General features: G+C 68.5%; 18 protein-coding genes. 8 read left to right on the top strand and 10 right to left on the bottom strand.

What is annotated here, in order from left to right; translation table 11 throughout:
• Positions 1–81: 81 nt before the first annotated feature.
• Together HCO70_RS05335 and recJ are read right to left on the bottom strand one after the other, a co-directional pair.
• On the bottom strand, positions 82–600 hold the full coding sequence (locus HCO70_RS05335; RefSeq protein WP_216665271.1) for an AAA family ATPase: 519 nt from the start codon (positions 598–600) through the stop codon (positions 82–84).
• Complete coding sequence (gene recJ, locus HCO70_RS05340; RefSeq protein WP_172293779.1) at positions 597–2,345, bottom strand: single-stranded-DNA-specific exonuclease RecJ; 1,749 nt, start codon at positions 2,343–2,345, stop codon at positions 597–599. Before recJ ends, HCO70_RS05335 begins: the two co-directional genes overlap by 4 nt.
• A 94-nt stretch (positions 2,346–2,439) precedes the next feature.
• On the opposite strand from recJ, the gene HCO70_RS05345 reads away from it, so the two are divergent.
• Positions 2,440–3,579 carry a mandelate racemase/muconate lactonizing enzyme family protein gene (locus HCO70_RS05345; RefSeq protein ID WP_216665272.1) on the top strand — a complete coding sequence of 380 codons (1,140 nt, stop codon included), beginning with the start codon at positions 2,440–2,442 and terminating at the stop codon, positions 3,577–3,579.
• 148 nt (positions 3,580–3,727) lie between these two features.
• Here HCO70_RS05345 and HCO70_RS05350 read toward each other — a convergent pair whose 3' ends face one another.
• Together HCO70_RS05350 and glpX are read right to left on the bottom strand one after the other, a co-directional pair.
• On the bottom strand, positions 3,728–4,168 hold the full coding sequence (locus HCO70_RS05350) for a GFA family protein (RefSeq protein WP_172293781.1): 441 nt from the start codon (positions 4,166–4,168) through the stop codon (positions 3,728–3,730).
• 9 nt (positions 4,169–4,177) lie between these two features.
• Positions 4,178–5,170, bottom strand: coding sequence for a class II fructose-bisphosphatase (gene glpX, locus HCO70_RS05355; RefSeq protein ID WP_172293783.1), 993 nt, complete (start codon positions 5,168–5,170; stop codon positions 4,178–4,180).
• 273 nt (positions 5,171–5,443) lie between these two features.
• Here glpX and HCO70_RS05360 point away from each other — a divergent pair, with 273 nt between their 5' ends.
• On the top strand, positions 5,444–5,881 hold the full coding sequence (locus HCO70_RS05360) for a hypothetical protein (protein WP_172293785.1): 438 nt from the start codon (positions 5,444–5,446) through the stop codon (positions 5,879–5,881).
• Positions 5,882–5,965: 84 nt separating this feature from the next.
• Here HCO70_RS05360 and HCO70_RS05365 read toward each other — a convergent pair whose 3' ends face one another.
• Positions 5,966–6,832, bottom strand: a complete 867-nt coding sequence (locus tag HCO70_RS05365; protein WP_172293787.1) for an alpha/beta hydrolase — start codon at positions 6,830–6,832, stop codon at positions 5,966–5,968.
• A 182-nt stretch (positions 6,833–7,014) separates the two neighbouring features.
• On the opposite strand from HCO70_RS05365, the gene HCO70_RS05370 reads away from it, so the two are divergent.
• Entirely contained in the window at positions 7,015–8,022 is a 1,008-nt protein-coding gene (locus HCO70_RS05370; RefSeq protein WP_253913206.1) for a GlxA family transcriptional regulator, read from the top strand.
• 30 nt (positions 8,023–8,052) lie between these two features.
• Positions 8,053–8,442, top strand: a complete 390-nt coding sequence (locus HCO70_RS05375; protein WP_172293790.1) for a GFA family protein — start codon at positions 8,053–8,055, stop codon at positions 8,440–8,442.
• A gap of 48 nt (positions 8,443–8,490) precedes the next feature.
• On the opposite strand, the gene HCO70_RS05380 is transcribed toward HCO70_RS05375, so the two are convergent.
• Complete coding sequence (locus HCO70_RS05380; protein WP_172293791.1) at positions 8,491–9,777, bottom strand: homoserine dehydrogenase; 1,287 nt, start codon at positions 9,775–9,777, stop codon at positions 8,491–8,493.
• Positions 9,778–9,859: 82 nt separating this feature from the next.
• The gene (locus tag HCO70_RS05385) at positions 9,860–10,126 is read right to left on the bottom strand and encodes a hypothetical protein (RefSeq protein ID WP_172293792.1); all 267 of its coding nucleotides are present in this window, start codon (positions 10,124–10,126) and stop codon (positions 9,860–9,862) included.
• A gap of 133 nt (positions 10,127–10,259) precedes the next feature.
• Between HCO70_RS05385 and HCO70_RS05390 the strand changes: the two genes are divergently transcribed.
• Positions 10,260–10,847, top strand: a complete 588-nt coding sequence (locus HCO70_RS05390; protein WP_172293794.1) for a TetR/AcrR family transcriptional regulator — start codon at positions 10,260–10,262, stop codon at positions 10,845–10,847.
• Positions 10,848–10,865: 18 nt separating this feature from the next.
• On the opposite strand, the gene HCO70_RS05395 is transcribed toward HCO70_RS05390, so the two are convergent.
• Positions 10,866–11,183: a DUF6476 family protein gene (locus tag HCO70_RS05395; RefSeq protein ID WP_172293795.1), complete on the bottom strand. Its 318-nt coding sequence runs from the start codon at positions 11,181–11,183 to the stop codon at positions 10,866–10,868.
• Between HCO70_RS05395 and HCO70_RS05400 the strand changes: the two genes are divergently transcribed.
• On the top strand, positions 11,182–12,207 hold the full coding sequence (locus HCO70_RS05400) for an RluA family pseudouridine synthase (protein WP_172293797.1): 1,026 nt from the start codon (positions 11,182–11,184) through the stop codon (positions 12,205–12,207). The genes HCO70_RS05395 and HCO70_RS05400 overlap by 2 nt on opposite strands.
• Here the strand turns inward: HCO70_RS05400 and HCO70_RS05405 are convergent.
• The gene (locus HCO70_RS05405; RefSeq protein WP_253913120.1) at positions 12,204–12,905 is read right to left on the bottom strand and encodes a DUF4386 domain-containing protein; all 702 of its coding nucleotides are present in this window, start codon (positions 12,903–12,905) and stop codon (positions 12,204–12,206) included. The two genes, HCO70_RS05400 and HCO70_RS05405, sit on opposite strands and share 4 nt — an antisense overlap.
• Before the next feature lie 387 nt (positions 12,906–13,292).
• Here HCO70_RS05405 and rpoH point away from each other — a divergent pair, with 387 nt between their 5' ends.
• Both rpoH and HCO70_RS05415 read left to right on the top strand, forming a co-directional pair.
• Positions 13,293–14,192, top strand: a complete 900-nt coding sequence (gene rpoH, locus HCO70_RS05410) for an RNA polymerase sigma factor RpoH (RefSeq protein ID WP_172293798.1) — start codon at positions 13,293–13,295, stop codon at positions 14,190–14,192.
• Positions 14,193–14,409: 217 nt separating this feature from the next.
• Positions 14,410–15,048 (top strand): YdcF family protein, encoded by a 639-nt coding sequence (locus tag HCO70_RS05415; protein ID WP_172293799.1) that lies wholly within the window; start codon positions 14,410–14,412, stop codon positions 15,046–15,048.
• Between the two features lie 15 nt (positions 15,049–15,063).
• Here the strand turns inward: HCO70_RS05415 and HCO70_RS05420 are convergent, their stop codons facing one another.
• Positions 15,064–16,317 carry a 3-deoxy-D-manno-octulosonic acid transferase gene (locus HCO70_RS05420; RefSeq protein WP_172293800.1) on the bottom strand — a complete coding sequence of 418 codons (1,254 nt, stop codon included), beginning with the start codon at positions 16,315–16,317 and terminating at the stop codon, positions 15,064–15,066.
• Positions 16,318–16,451 lie beyond the last annotated feature (134 nt).

Consider the following 16,451-nt stretch of genomic DNA (forward strand, 5'->3'; position numbering starts at 1 on the left):
GGCGTTATCTAGTGGAGCCCCTGCGCCTCTGCAAGCGAATTTTTCCGGCTGATGAAATTTCCGTAACGGCGCGAAATCGGGTCAGGTGCAGCGGGCGCGGATTGCCTCGACCAGCGCCGCGATTGCGTCGTCCGGGGCCAGCTTTGCCGTGTCGAGAACCAGATGCGCGCCGGGGTAGGGGCGGTAGTCGCGCGCGGCGACCTGCGGCCAGTGCGGCACCGTCAGCTCCTGCCGGCTCGCCGCCCGCGCCTCGACCCGCTTCCGGTGCAGGTCGCGGTCGGAACAGATCACCTCAACCTCGAGGATCGCCGCCTCGGCATGGGCGGCCACGGCGCGCCAGGCGGCACGGGTCGCGGGCAGCGGGTTGACGCTGTCGGTGATCACCACGGTGTCGCCGCACAGGTTGTCCTGCGCCACCGCCATCGCCGCGGCATAGCCGGCGTCGGCCACATCCTTCAGCCGCAGGCTGCTGGTGGTCAGGCCGCGTTCGATGGAATCGATCCGCAAATAGACCGCGCCAACCTCCGCCGAGGCCGCGCGCGATATCGTGGTCTTGCCGACCCCGGGCAGGCCCGCCAGCGCTACCAGCAGCGCGCTCATGCGCCGGCCCTCGCGGCATCTTCCAACCGCAGCTGCGGCGTCTGCCGGCCCTGCCAGTGATTGACCTCCAGCTTGCCGGCAAGGTGGAACCGCGCGCCGCCATGCGCCTCCAGCGCCGGGCCCAGCGGCCCGTCATAGGCGCCGAAGGCGATCGCCTCCAGCCGCGGCCCGATGCCGTCGGAAAAGCTGAGCTTCACGTGGTTTTCCCCGATTCTGCGAACGTAATGAATGGCCTGCTCCGGAAAGGCAAAGCGCGGGGCCGGGGCCCCGGCGCCGAACGGGCCGGCCTCCTCAAGCTTGTCGATCAGGTCCACCTGCGCCGCGCCGGGCATCAGCAGCCCGTCAAGCAGCAGGTCTTTCGGCCCGACCTCCGCGGCGCCCTGCCGGGCGAGCAGTTCGCCCAGCCGCTCCATCGCCGCCTCGATCCTGTCCTCGGCCACCGTCAGCCCCGCGGCCATCCGGTGGCCGCCGCCCTTTTCCAGCAGCCCCTCCGCCGCCAGACGGTGAACGCTGGCCCCCAGGTCTATCCCCGAAACCGACCGGCCCGATCCCTTGCCGACCCCGTCCTCGACGCCGATCACCACGGCGGGGCGGTTCGTCGCCTCCTTCAGCCGTGACGCCACGATTCCCACGACACCCGGATGCCAGCCCGCACCGCAGGCCCAGACCAGCGGCCCGTCCAGCCCGCGCGCCGCCGCCTGTTCCAGCGCCGCATCCCGCACCCGGTTCTCGATTTCTCGCCGCTCGGTGTTCAGCGCGTCCAGCTTCTCCGCCAGCGCCGCCGCCTCATGCGGATCCGCCGTCGACAGCAGCCGCGCGCCCAGATCGGCCGCGCCGATGCGTCCGCCCGCGTTGACCCGCGGCCCCAGCAGAAAACCCAGATGATAGCAGTTCGGCGCCGTATCCATCCGCGCCACGTCGGCCAGCGCCACCAGCCCCGGCCGCGCCCGCCGCGCCATCACCTTCAGGCCCTGCCGCACCAGCGCCCGGTTCACCCCGGTCAGCGGCGCCACATCCGCCACCGTGGCCAGCGCCACAAGGTCCAGCATCGCCATCAGGTCGGGGCCCTTGACGCCCTCGCCACGCAACCGCCGGTTCACCTCCACCAGCATCAGGAACACCACGGCGGCGGCGCAGAGATGGCCAAGCTCGCCATCCTCGTCCTGCCGGTTCGGATTCACCACGGCCAGCGCCGGCGGCAGCGTCTCGCCGCCAAGGTGATGGTCCAGCACCACCACGTCTGCCCCCTCCGCCGCCGCGATGGGTTCATGCGACAGCGTTCCGCAATCGACGCAGACGATCAGGTCGTGATCCCGCGCCAGCGCCTGCATCGCGGGCACGTTCGGCCCGTACCCCTCGTCGATCCGGTCGGGGATATAGAGCGTCGCTCCGTGCCCCATCTCCCGCAGCCATGTCAGCAGCAGCGCCGCCGAGGATCCGCCATCGACGTCGTAATCCGCGAACACCGCGATCCGCTCGCGGCCCTTCACCGCCTTCACAAACCGCTCCGCCGCCGCGCCCATGTCCTTCAGCGTCAGCGGATCCGGCAGCAGGTCGCGCAGGGCAGGGGACAGGTACGCCACCGCCTCGATCTCCGGCACGCCCAGCCGCGTCAGGGTCCGGCACACCGCGTCGGGCAGTCCGGTGCTCTGCCCCATCGCCTGCGCCAGCCGTTCCGCCTCGACGGACGGACCCACCCAACGCCTCCCGGTCAGAGAGGCGGACACATTCAAAAACTCGCCCATGTCTCGATGTTGCAAGGTGCGCGCCGATTGGCAAGCACAGACGTCGCTTCCCCTTTCACACGTTCCATCGCATCCTGGTGAACGGGAGGAAGCCATGTCCGACACGCTCGCCATCGACAGCGCCACCGTGCGCCTGTTCCGCATCCCGCCGGCCACGGCGATGGAGGATGCGACCCATGTCGTCACCCGCATCGAGTTCATACTCGTCGAGCTCACCTCCGGCGACAGCAAAGCCACCGGCCTCGGCTATACCGCCGGGGTCGGCGGCACCGCCACGGCGGCCCTGCTGCGCGACGATTGCCTGCCGCACCTGATCGGCCGCGACGCCCGCGACATTGGCGCGATCTGGCAGAACCTGCGCGACCATCTCTACCGCACCGGCTTCGGCGCCGTGACCACGCTGGCGCTCGCCGCCATCGACACCGCCTTATGGGAGCTGAACGGGCTGGCGGACGGTCAGCCGCTCTGGCAGCGGGCCGGCGCCGCGACCCCCGGCATCCCCGCCTATGCCAGCCTGATCGACCTCCGGCCCCCCGGCACGCTTGGCGAGCATCTCGCAACACTCCGCGCCGAAGGCTACGACTGGTTCAAGATCAAGGTCGGCCTGCCGAATCTCGACGACGACCTCGCCCGCCTCGCCGCCGCCCGCGAAGCCATCGGCCCGGACGCGAAGCTCTCCGTCGACGCCAACATGGGCCTCGACCTCGAGGAAGCCGTCCGCCGCGCCCGCGCCTTCGCCCCCTTCAACCTCGCATGGTTCGAGGAGCCGCTTCCGGCAGAGGACATCCTCGGCCACGCCTCCCTCCGCGCCCAGACCGGCATCCCGGTCGCGGTCGGCGAAAGCCTCTACACCCCCGACGAAATCGCCCTCTACCTCCGCGCCGAAGCGGTGGACATCGTCCAGGCCGATATCGCCCGCATCGGCGGCATCACCCCGTGGCTCCGCACCGCCGACTTGGCCCATGCCGCCGGCCTGCCGATTGCGCCGCATTACATGGCCGAATGGGCCGTCCACCTGCTGCCCGCGATCCCGAACGGCCTCGTCCTCGAAAACGTCCTCGGCGCCGGCCTCGCCGATGTCGGCCTCGCCGCCCCTGGCTACCGTATCGAAACCGGCCGCGCCCTTCCGCCCGACGGCGCCGGCCATGGCATCCGTTTCCGCCTGACGGAAAACACCGCCCACGAGATCCCTCTCGGCCCGCTACTCATCACGCCGGAGCGAAGTCACAAGTAGCGCACGCCCGCGTGCAACCTGCTCGCCAAAGCGCCACGCCCCCGCTTCTTCTGGTCCGAAATATCCCGGGGGAGTCGCCGCAGGCGACGGGGGCAGAGCCCCCTCGGCGCCCGACACAGGCGCAACCCTAAGCCAAGGCGTCCCGGACTTACTCCAACAGGTCGGAAAGATCCGGAACCGGCGGCTGCCCCTCGAATTGCGGCGCCCCGTCCGGGATCACGTAGCCTTCGGATTTCTGCCCCGTGAACGCATGCCGGAACACCGTCAGCCCGCGCGCATCATCCAGAATACCGGCATGCAGGATGACCATCCCGGCACCCTCCACCACCACCGGCAGCGGCGAGCCGCACCTGTTGCAGAAGTTCCGCCGGTAGGCCGGCGGCTGGTCGAGGACCGGCGCCTCGTAACTTGCGATCCGCCCTTCGTCCCCGATCCAGCGGAACGCCTCTGCCGAGGCCGCGATCTCCGGCGCGAACAGCGCGCCGGTCGCCTTCCGGCAGCGCCGCGCATGACAGGCTTGTATCGGAGAGACCCAGCCTTCCAGCTCGAACCCGATCTCGCCGCAGAGGCAGGAGCCCGACAGCCGCATCCCCGGCCGCTACCGCCCCGTCGCGGGGCGCGATGTCGGGTTGCGATAGACCATCCGCCGCACCGACCCGGTCTTCGACCGCATCAGGATCGTCTCGGTCTCAAGGAAGGCCGGCTCGCGCTTGATCCCGCTCAGGATCGAGCCGTCGGTGACGCCGGTCGCGGCAAAGATCACGTCCTGCGTGACCATGTCGTCGCGCGAATAGATCAGGTTCAGATCGGTGATCCCCGCCTTCGCGGCGCGGCCCCGCTCGTCGTCGTTGCGGAACAGCAGCTTGCCCCACATCTGCCCGCCCATACATTTCAGCGCGCTCGCGGCCAGCACCCCCTCCGGCGCGCCGCCCGAGCCCATGTACATGTCGATTCCGGTCTTCTCGTGCTCGGCGCAGTGGATCACGCCCGCCACGTCGCCATCGGTGATCAGCCGGATCGCGGCGCCGGTCGAGCGCAGTTCGGCGATCATGTCCTCGTGCCGCGGCCGTTCCAGCACGCAGACGGTGATGTCGGACGGATCGCAGCCCTTGGCCTTCGCCAGCTCCGCCACCCGTTCCGACGGCGACATGTCCAGGCTGACCGCGTCCACCGGATAGCCCGGCCCGATCGCCAGCTTCTCCATGTAGACGTCGGGCGCGTGCAGCAGCGTGCCGCGCGGCGCCATCGCGATCACGGTCAGCGCGTTCGGCATGTCCTTCGCGGTCAGTGTGGTGCCCTCCAGCGGGTCCAGCGCGATGTCCACCTCTGGCCCGTTGCCGTTGCCGACCTCCTCGCCGATATACAGCATCGGCGCCTCGTCGCGCTCGCCCTCGCCGATGACGACGACGCCCCTGATGTCCAGAAGGTTCAGCTGGTCGCGCATCGCGTTGACGGCGGCCTGGTCGGCGGCTTTCTCGTCGCCGCGCCCCACCAGCTTGGCAGAGGCCATCGCCGCGGCCTCCGAAACCCGCGCCAGCCCCAACGAGAGCATGCGGTCGTGAAAGACGATATCGGCGGAAGTGTCAGGCATCTGGATGTCCCTGCGGCAATGAATACTGGTGCAACCTTCCTACCAGCCCCACGGTTTGCCGCAAGGTGCGCCGCCACCGCTTTGGTCGCTAACATTTTTCGCGCATCGGGTCCGGCGGCAAAGTGCCTTGCGGGACACAGGCTGACGTTGAAGCCGGGTCAGGGCCGCACCTGGCCGCGCTTTTCGGTTTTCCCGGTGCAGCCAAACCTGATATTCGAAACTTTGCACATGGCAGATGCAGCAAGAAAGGGGACTTCCCTGGCCACGGATTCCATGATTATCCCCCGTTTGGGGCTTGTCTACACACGTCACCACGGCAGGGTCGACGTGCCAAGCATGCGGGACGCGTTCCTGCGATCCACCTCCTCGGACGCATTCCGGCCCGGCATGAAGCGGCTGGTCGACATGTCGGACGTGACCGAGGTCGATATCGATTTCAACGCGATGATGCGCCGCGCGCAGGACGTTCAGCAGTATTTCGACAGGTTGCAGGTCTGGACGCGCATGTGCCTTTTCGCTCCGAATGCGCTCAGCTACGGCATGGCGCGCATGTTCCAGACCCTGGCAGAGGCCGATGGCTCGCGCCTGACCGTCTCGGTGGTCGATAACGCCGCCGATGTGGCCACATTCCTCGAGATACCCGAAGAGGATATCGCGCATCTGCTTGACGGCAGCGCGCCGGAAAAGCTGGCGACGGGCGGCCAGGGCTGAGACGCGGCCGGCCCGGAAACGGGCGGCGCGCCAAAGCTTGCCCGCTGCGCCCGACCCAGGGCGCAGCAGTGTCCGCCCTCCCGCTCAGGAGGCCGCCAGTTCCGCGCTGACCGGCTGACGGTCGTGCTTGCCAAGCTGAGCCTCCACCCAGCCCGCGATATCCGCGAAAACCTCTTCCTTGCCGATGTCGTTCAGCAGGTCGTGGTAATGCCCCTCGTAGAGCTTAAGCACCTTGTCCGCCGACCCGGCATGCTCGTAGAAATACTCGCTGCCCCTGCACACCGTCGCCTTGTCGTCGGTCCCGTGCAGGATCAGCACCGGCAGGGTGATCTGGCCAAAACTGTCATGCAGCCGCTCGTCCGCCCGCACCAGCGCCGCGACCGTGGCCGCGGGCTGCTTCTCGTCCTTGGTCAGCGGATCCGCCTCCAGCGCGGCCACCGCCGCGGGATCGCGCGAGAAATCCTTCATCGACAGTGCCAGCACGCCAAGATGCGGCGAGATATGCGACAGGCCCTTGATCGCCGACAGCAGGAAACCCGGCGCCGGCACCTGGAAGGCGAAGCTCTCGCAGATCAGCCCGTCGATCTCGTCCTGATGGTCGAGCGCATAGGTGCAGACCGTCACCCCGCCCGCGCTGTGGCCGAGCAGGTAGACCGGCAGGCCCGGATGCCGCTCTTTCGCGATCCCGATCATGCCGCGCACGTCGGCCACGTAATCGGCGATGTCCTCGACATAGAAACGCTCGCCTTCCGACTTGCCGCGCCCGCGCAGGTCGACCGCGAACACCGCGTACCCCCGCGCCGCGAACTGCTCCGCCGGCCAGATGTACTGTCCGCTGTGGGAATTCAGACCGTGGCAGATCGCGACCACGGCGCGCGGCGCGCCCGCCGGGTCCCAGGATCGCAGGTGAACCTTTACATTGCCGGCGCCGGTGAAATCTTCCTCATGCATTGTCGTGCCTCCTTGTCTCGGGCCCGCCGCGTGGCACCCATCGCCACCGTGCAAGGCGAATAATTGAGCAGGCAGCCGCAAAGGCCGCGGATAATGGTGAGTCACACATGCATCATGATGGCTGTGCTTCGGCGTTTCTGGTATGACGGCAGGTGTCAATTCCTTGACCGAAAGTGACACCGATGTCCGCCGGTGCTGCCCCCGAAGAAATCGGTATCCTGGCCTACCCGGGCGCCCAGCTCGCCGCGGTCCACGGGCTGACCGATCTTCTGTCCATCGCCAGCCGCTTTTCCGCCGAAACCGGCGGTCCGGCCCTCGCCGTATCCCACTGGAGCCCGGGCCGTAGCGGCACAGCGGAGTTCGTCTGTACCTACCGCAGCACCGCCGGCGATGCACCGCCCGGCATCCTGATCGTGCCGCCGACCATGGTCGACCTTCCCGATCCGGCGACCACCGCCCGCATCGCCGCCTGGCTCCTCGACCGCCACGCGCAGGGCGTCCAGCTGGTCTCGCTCTGCTCCGGCGTCGTCCTGCTCGCCGCGACCGGCCTGCTCGACGGCCGCACCGTCTCGACCCACCGCAACTACGCGGCCGAGATCACCGCGCGCCATCCGCAGGTGGCCGTCGACATCTCGGAACGCCTGATCGAATACCCCGGCCTGCTCACCGCCGGCGGCTTCATGGCCTGGGTCGATGTCGGCCTGCTGCTCGTCGAACGCCTGCTTGGCGCCCGCGTCCGGGACGAGACCGCGCGCTTCATTCTCACCGATCCCGCCGCCCGGTCGGCGCCGCTGCCGCGCTTCACCCCGCCGCACGCCCATTGCGACGCCGCCGTCCTGCGCGCGCAGGAGGCGGTGCACCTGAAGGACGGGCAGGACGTGACACTCGCCGCCATGGCCGCCGCCGCCCGGCTCGAACGCCGGACCTTCCTGCGCCGCTTCGCCGCCGCCACCGGCATGACCCCGGGCGAATACTGCCGCGCCGTGCGCATTGCCCGCGCGCGCGAACTGCTCGAAGGCGGCAACCTGCCGCTGAAACAGATCGCCGAGGTGCTGGGCTATGTCGACGTCAGCTCCTTCACCCGCGCCTTCCGCCGCGCCCACGGCCTGCCGCCCGGCGCGTATCGACGGCGGCACGGCGGTGCGGTGGCCGGGCAGGGGGAGCGGGTAGGCACCGCGATGCAGGTCTGAACACGGGACAGTCCCGGAAAGGCGCAGGCTATGGCAAGACAGACGATCCACACCGGGGGCTGCCTCTGCGGCCATATCCGGTTCGAGGCACAGGGCCCGGCCCGGAAACCGCACACCTGTTCATGCAGGATGTGCCAGCGCCACAGCGGCGCGCTGACCACCGCATGGGTCGAATTCCCAAGCGAAGCCGTCACCTGGACCGGCCCCGGTGGCGCGCCCGCAACCTTCCGGTCCTCCGATTACTCCAGCCGCGCCTTCTGCCCGGTCTGCGGCAGCACGCTGGGCGCAATCGACGATGCACCGACGGTCGGCCTGCTGGTGGCCAGCTTCGACAGGACGGGGCGCAAGGATCTCGTGCCGGCTTCGCATTCGTACCGGGGCGGCAGGCCGAAATGGTGGCGCATCGAGATCAGCGCCTGACAGTCGCGCTCGCCCTACAACGGCCGTCGCCCGCGAAAGACCGCCCCGTCAGACCTCCTCGATCCGGATCGCCACCGGATGGCCCTCGACCACCCCGGTCGCGCCCATGGCGACAAGCGCCCGGTCCAGCGCCTCGCGCGGGCACTTGTGCGTCACGAACAGCACCGGCGCGGTCGTGCGCTGGTGGCGGTACTGCCGCATCCGGTCGATAGACACGCCGGCCTCGCCCAGCACCGTCGCCACCTTGGCCAGCGCGCCGGGTTTGTCCTGCAACTCCATCCGCAGATAGAATGGGGCAGGGGCCGTCGCCTTGGCCGGCACCGGTTTCTCCAGCGAAGACGCCGGCTGCCCGAAGGTCGAAACGCGGATGCCCCGCGCGATATCCAGCACGTCCGACATCACGGCAGAGGCCGTCGGCCCTTCACCGGCGCCCGCGCCGCGCAGCACGATCTGGCCCACCGCGTCGCCCTCCAGCACCACCATGTTGGTGCCGCCCTCCAGCTGGCCCAGCGGGCTGTCCGCCGGAACCAGGCACGGCGCCATCCGCTGTTCCAGCCCGCGGCCGGTCATCTGCGCCACCCCAAGCAGCTTGATCCGGAACCCCATGTCGCGGGCCTGCTCGATATCGGCGATCTCGATCCGCTCGATCCCCTCCAGCTCGACCGAGCCGAAATCCACCTGCGTCCCGAACGCGATGGCCGACAGCAGCGACAGCTTGTGCCCCGCGTCGATGCCGCCCACGTCCAGCGTCGGGTCGGCCTCGAGATAGCCAAGCGCATTGGCCTCCTCGAACACCTCCTCATAGGGCAGCCCGGCATGCTCCATCCGCGTCAGGATATAGTTGCAGGTGCCGTTCATCACGCCCATGACGCGCTGCACCTCGTTACCGGCAAGCCCCTCGGTCAGCGCCTTGACCACCGGGATGCCGCCCGCCACCGCCGCCTCGAAGCGCAGCGCCACGCCCGCCTCCTCGGCGGCCAGGGCCAGGTCCTGCCCGTGCAGCGCCAGCATCGCCTTGTTTGCCGTCACCACGTCCTTGCCACCGGCGATGGCCGCCTCGGTCGCCGCCTTCGCGGGCCCGTCGGACCCGCCCATCAGTTCCACGAACAGGTCGACGTCGTCGCGCCGGGCCAGCGCCACCGGGTCATCTTCCCAGGCATAGTCCTTCAGCCGCACGCCCCGGTCCTTGTCCCGGTTCCGCGCCGAGACCGCCACGATCTCCACGCTGCGTCCGGTTCGGGCCGTCAGCAGCTCCGCCTTGCGCTGGACGATCTTGACGACACCGGCACCGACGGTGCCGAGGCCCGCGATGCCAAGGCGCAGGGGGGTGGACATGGGTGATATCTCCGTTGGCGATTGCATTCCGGCGCATTGGTTAGCCGGTCTTCCGGCCCCGTGCAACGCGGCAAAACCGGCGTCAGCCGCCCAGACGCTCCAGCTCCGGCGTCAGGCGCAGCCGCGTGTCCTCGTTGACCGCGATGTCACGCAAGAGCTGGCCCCGCGCCCGCAAATTCGCCGCGCGCGCCGCCAGGATCTCCGCCTCGGACCCGTCAAGCTGTGCCATGCCGCGCCGCGCCAGGATGCCGTCGATCGGCACCAGTTCCGGATACTCCGCCCGCCGCGCCTCGGGCGAGACGGCCGAATCCAGGTCGGGAAAATCCGAGCAGCCAGAGAGAATCGCCACGCAGGCAACGCATAAGAGAGCAGGCCGCATGGGTGCGCCTTTGGGTTGAGATCAGCGCCCCAAGTATGGGCCAAATCCCCCTCTGCGCAAGGAACGCTTTGATAGGGGGCTGGCCTACGGTACTATATTACGCATGGTAAGGGCTTTGCATTACAAAGAACACCACACCGCCACACGGATCCGCGATGCGGCGATCAAGCTGTTTGCGGAGCATGGCTATGCCGCCGTCTCGATGCGGCAGCTTGCGGCCGAAGTCGGGGTGCAGGCCGGCGCGCTCTACATCTACATCCCCGACAAGCAGACACTTCTCTACGACCTGATGCGCGATCATCTCGAGGAATTGCTGGCCGAATGGCGCGCGATGCCGAAGGGCGACGACCCGCTGCAGCGGCTCGAGGCCTTCGTCCGGTTTCATATCGACCACATGCTCGCCCGGCCCGATGCCGTCTTCGTAGCCTATATGGAACTCCGCAACCTTGCGCCGCAGAACTACGTCGCGATCACCGCGCTGCGCGGCGCCTACGAGCATGAGCTGGAACGCATCCTGCGCGACGGCATGCAGCAGAACCTGATGCGCGTCCCGGATGCGAAACTGACCACCAAGGCGCTGCTGGCGATGATGACCGGCGTGACCGGCTGGTGCCGCGAGGGCGGCCGCCTGAGCCGGGAGCGTGTGGAACGGATCTACTGGAAGCTCGCGCGCCGCGCCGTCGGCGCCTGAGCCGCGCAAACCCGGCCCTCACTCCGCCGGCAATATCTCCACGTCCTGCCGCAGGTCGCCGGACGCCGCATCGAAGATCAGGATGCGCTGATCCTCCGTTACCACCGCATACCAGCCGTCGCCCTGCGTGAACGCCTCCGCCACCGCGCCCTCGGGCAGGGCGATGCTGTCGGGCAGGGCGGGCCCGCCGCCGCTGCGCGTTCCGGGGAAGTTGGTGACAAGCACGGCGATCAGCACTATGAACCCGACGATCATCACAACCATCAGCACGGTCACCAGCCCTTTCAGGAGCTTCAGCGACCGCAAATCGCCAGCCTGTTCCGGAGCTTCCTCCATGTCCGTCTCCCGCCTGCGCGTGACGATCGCCGCCGATCCGCCGCCGCGCCTTGATAAGGCACTGGCGCGCGACGTGCCAGAGGCGGCGGCGCTCAGCCGCTCGCGGCTGGCCCGGCTGATCGCCGAGGGCGCGGTTCTGAAGGATGGCGATCCCGTCACCGATGCCAAGGCGAAACCGGCCGAGGGCGAGACCTACGAACTGGTCATCGAGGAAGCCGCCGAGACGGACATGGTGGCCGAAACGATCCCGCTGAACGTCGTCTACGAGGATGCCGAACTCATCGTCATCGACAAGCCCGTCGGCATGGTCGTCCACCCCGCGCCGGGCAGCCCCGGCGGCACGCTGGTCAACGCGCTTCTGGCCCATTGCGGCGACAGCCTGTCGGGCGTCGGTGGCGTGGCGCGGCCCGGCATCGTCCACCGCATCGACAAGGACACCAGCGGCCTGCTTGTCGCCGCCAAGACCGACCAGGCCCACCATGCCCTCGCCGCCCAGTTCGAGGCGCACACGGTCGAGCGGCATTACCTCGCCGTGGTCCACGGCGCGCCCGATGCCGCCGACCCGCGCCTGCGCGGGGTCAGGGGCGTGTCCTTCGAGGATGGCAATATCCTCAAGATCACCACCCAGCTCGCCCGCCACCGCACCGACCGGCAGCGGCAGGCGGTGACCTTTCACGGCGGCAAGCACGCCGTCACCCGCGCCCGCGTGGTGGAAACCTTCGGTCAGCCTGTCGCGGCCTCCCTCGTCGACTGCTGGCTGGAAACCGGCCGCACCCACCAGATCCGCGTTCACATGGCCCATGCCGGCCACGGCCTGATCGGCGACCCGGTCTACGGCGGAAAGCGCAGGCTGTCTGCCCGCGCTCTCCCTCCCGGCGGCGCCGAGGCGGCCGCCGCCTTCCCGCGTCAGGCGCTTCACGCCGCCACGCTCGGCTTCGAGCATCCCGTGAGTGGTGACATGATGTGCTTCGAAGCGCCCCTGCCGGAAGATATGCAGTCCCTGCTGGCCGCCCTGCGCGGCTAGGCGGCCACCGCTGCCCGCGTCCGGCCAAAGCCGGTCCACAGCAGCCAGCCGCAGAACCAGATTTCCGCCGCCATCGGCAGGACATAGGCGGGCTGCATCAGCGCCAGCATCTCCGGCGCCAGAAACCGCGTGAAGCTGCCCGTCAGGTAGACGACGCCCGCCAGCCCTACCAGCACACCCAGCCCGCGCGGCGCGAACCCGCTCCGCCGGATCAGCGTGGCCATCAGCAGGCAGTTCACCCCGAAGAAGATAAGCCCGAGGTCATAGCCCGCCGCCTGCGTCTCCACGAGCCACAGCACCGCCGTGTCCGACCCACCGCCAAGGGCCATCTGCAGCGCGCCCGTGTGGAACAGCAGGTTCATCGCCAGCACCGCCGCCTGCACCAGCCGGAACACCATCGCCGCCAGCGCCAGCCCCGGCTGCACGGAACGGAACAGCAGGAACAGCGCAACCGCCAGCCCCACATCCGCCAGGGCCATCGCGGCGTCCAGCGCAAACCCGGCCCGGAACAGCCCGGCAGAGGCGCGGATGTTTCCGGCCGTCGCCGCGGCATCGCCGGGAACAATCAGCGGCTGACGGATCGCGAACTCGGCGCTCAGCCCGGCCGCGATGACCACCAGATAAAGCGTGCCCGCAAGGGCTGCGCAGATGCGATAGTCCATGTGCGATGCTGCAGAGTCAGGGGAAATACGGTGCATGGTGGCCTCCTTCCGGTGTCGGGTGAGGCGCAACATACTTATGTCGAAGTGTATGGGAATTGCCGAAATGCCGATATTAATCATGCAAAAACGCATATATAGCGAATCCGGCAGCAACGGTCTGCGCGCCAAAACGTAACGATTTCTTAAGAAAATCCTCGGAAATACCCTTTTCCCGGCCAGATCCCGCCCCTGACCGCAACGATCACCCGTTCCCGGTCACCCGGCGACACGTCGGCGTGAGATTTGATGACATGACTGGCGACGCGACGGAAAACGGACCATGCTGCGTATCGACCTGAGAGGTGTGCGACATCTTGAATGGCCCGGTCGCATTCCTAAATAGAATGTTAAAGCCCGAAACATCGGGCGGTGAGAGGGATATCTATGAGCAATTACACGACGCTTCCCGCCCCGTCTCCTGAACAGGGGCTGAACCGGTACCTGCAGGAAATCCGCAAGTTTCCGATGCTGGAGCCGGAAGAGGAATACATGCTCGCCAAGGCATGGGTGGAGCGCGAGGATACCGGCGCGGCCCACAAGCTGGTCACGTCGCACCTGCGTCTCGCGGCCAAGATCGCCATGGGCTATCGCGGCTACGGACTGCCGCAGGCCGAGGTGATTTCCGAGGCGAACGTGGGTCTCATGCAGGCCGTGAAGCGGTTCGACCCCGAAAAAGGCTTCCGCCTCGCGACCTACGCCATGTGGTGGATCCGCGCCTCGATCCAGGAATACATCCTGCGGTCCTGGTCGCTTGTGAAGCTCGGCACGACCTCGGCGCAGAAGAAGCTGTTCTTCAACCTGCGCAAGGCCAAGGCCCGCATCGGCGCGCTGGAAGAGGGCGACCTGCACCCCGACAAGGTGGCCAAGATCGCGACCGATCTCGGCGTGACCGAGGACGAGGTCATCTCGATGAACCGGCGCCTGTCCGGCGGCGACGCCTCGCTGAACGCGATGGTCGGCTCCGACAGCGACAGCGCCACCGAGTGGATGGACTGGCTGGAAGACGAAGACGCCGACCAGGCCGGCGCCTATGCCGAGAAGGACGAGCTTGAGGTCCGCCGCGAGCTGCTGGCCGAGGCGCTGTCCGTGCTGAACGAGCGCGAGCAGGACATCCTGACCCAGCGCCGCCTGCAGGACCAGCCGGTGACGCTCGAGGAACTGTCCGGCGTCTACAACGTCAGCCGCGAGCGTATCCGCCAGATCGAGGTCCGCGCCTTCGAGAAGCTGCAGAAACGCATGCAGGAACTGGCGAAGGAAAAAGGCGTCGTCGCCGAGCCTGCGTAACGACGCGATGAAGTGAGATCGAAAGCCGTCCGGACGAAAGTCCGGGCGGCTTTTTCATGCCGGTAGGGCATGACTCGCGAAGGGCAGGGCGCAGCCCCGCGCCGGAGTGCTGCCCTGGACGCTTCAGGGCATCAGGCCAACAGACAGTCCCACCGCCGCTTTCCACCCGTCCCGTTTTCCGCCACTACTCCCCGGGGCGACCCGAACGGAGCACGATGTGACCGACGACATCCGGCAGGCGGCACGAACCCTCTGGACCTTCCACAGCGTCTCCGACCCTGTCGAACACGCCGACGTCATCGTCGGCCTCGGCTCCTACGACCTGCGCGTCGCCGACCGCTGCGCCCGGCTTTACAACGAAGGCTACGCCCCCCGGCTCCTCTTCACCGGCGCCACCGGCAACTGGACACGGAACCTGTTCCCGGCCACGGAGGCGGAAGCCTTCGCAGACCGCGCCACCGCCGCAGGCGTGCCGCCGGAAGCCATCGCCATCGAAACCGCCGCCACAAATATCGGAGAGAACGTGACCTTCTCCGCCCGCCTCCTGCCGGATATCCGCACGGCCATCTTCGTGACCAAGCCGCAGACGCAGCTTCGCTGCCGTGCAACGCTGGCGGCGCAGTGGCCCGAAATAAGGGCGATGGTCACCGCGCCGCTAACCGCCTTCGAGGATCAGCCCACCGCCCATCACGGCTTCCGCGCGCTCGTCTGCGAGATGGTGGGCGATGTCGAACGTATGCGGACCTACCCGGCCCCCGGCTATCAGGCCGAAGTGGCGATCCCCCACCATGTGCTGGCGGCATTCGACCTCCTGAAAACCAAAGGCTTCACCGATCACCTGCCGCGCGCCAACTGACCCGAACCACCGGCGTCACCGCTCCCCCAGCAGCCTGCGCACCTCGTCCGTGATCTCCGCGATCAGCGCGCCGCTGCTGCCGATCTCGTCGAGGATCTCCCGCGCCCGGGCCGCCTGAGCCTCCTGCGCCTCCGCCGTCGACAGCCGCAGGAGCGCGCTGGTCAGCTCCCCGCCATCCAGCACCGCCATCGCGCCGCCGGTCCGGTCCAGCGCGGCATATGGGCCCTCGAAATTCGACACGTCCGGCCCGTGGACAATGGCGGACCCGGCGGCGGCGGGCTCGAACGGGGTATGACCGCCGCGCGCGACAAAGGAACCGCCGACGAACGTGACGCCGGCCAGCGAATACCACAGCGGCATCTCCCCCAGCGTGTCAGCCAGGTAGACCGCTGTCGTCTCGTCCGGTTCCTCCCCCACAGAGCGGCGCGCAAAACGCAACTCCATCTGGCGCAGCATCTGCGCCAGCTCCGCCCCGCGCTTCGGGTGGCGCGGCGCAAGGATCAGCCGCAGCCCGGGGCGCGAGCGCAGGACGGCGAGGAACGCGGCCAGCACGATATCCTCCTCACCCTCGTGGGTGGAGGCGGCCAGTACGGTATCGGTCCGGCGGTACACAGCGCCATAGCGCAACAGCAGGCCCGGATCCGGGTCGGCCAGTTCCACCGCCGATTTCAGCGTGCCGATCGCGCCCAGCCGGTCCTCCGGCAATCCCAGCGCCGCGAAGTGCCGTCCCGAGGCCGCATCCTGCGGCCAGAGCCGCCGGAACCCGCCCAAAAGCCGCGCCGCCAGCGCCGGGAACCGGCTCCAGCGCCGATGGCTCCGTGCCGACATCCGCGCGCCGACGCAGATCACCGGCGCCGTTTCGGTGACGATCCGGTTCGGCCACAGCTCGTTTTCCATCACGATCAGCAGGCTAGGGGCCCATGCGCGCCGGAACCGCGACAGCGCCCACCGCAGATCCAGCGGCGCAAGCCGAGCCTCGACACGTGGCAGGCCCCAGCCGCGCACAAGGTCGCGCCCCGTCACCGTGTTCGCGGTCACCACCATCTGCATGTCCGGCAGCGCCTCCATCAGCGCCAGCACCAGCGGCCGGGCCGAGGTCAGCTCGCCGTTCGACGCGCCGTGCAGCCAGACAGCCCCCGGTCTGCCGCCCCCGCCGCCCAGCCGTTCGCCGAGATCCGCCACGGTTTCCCGGCCGCGCAGCACGCGCCAGCAAAGCCGTGCCAGGACAAAGGGAAATGCCAGGCTCAGAAGGATGCGGTACGTCAGCATATCTCCGCCGGGTGAAAGCGTCTGCGGCGAACCCTAGGGGAAAGATGCTGGCGCGGAAACCGGGCCCGTCCCACACAGCGGTCCGCTGCCATGAAAAAACCCGGCCGCATTACCGGCCGGGTCCAGAACATCAG

Origin of the sequence: Pseudoruegeria sp. HB172150 (genome assembly GCF_013184805.1) — a bacterium.
Taxonomy (GTDB): domain Bacteria; phylum Pseudomonadota; class Alphaproteobacteria; order Rhodobacterales; family Rhodobacteraceae; genus Psychromarinibacter.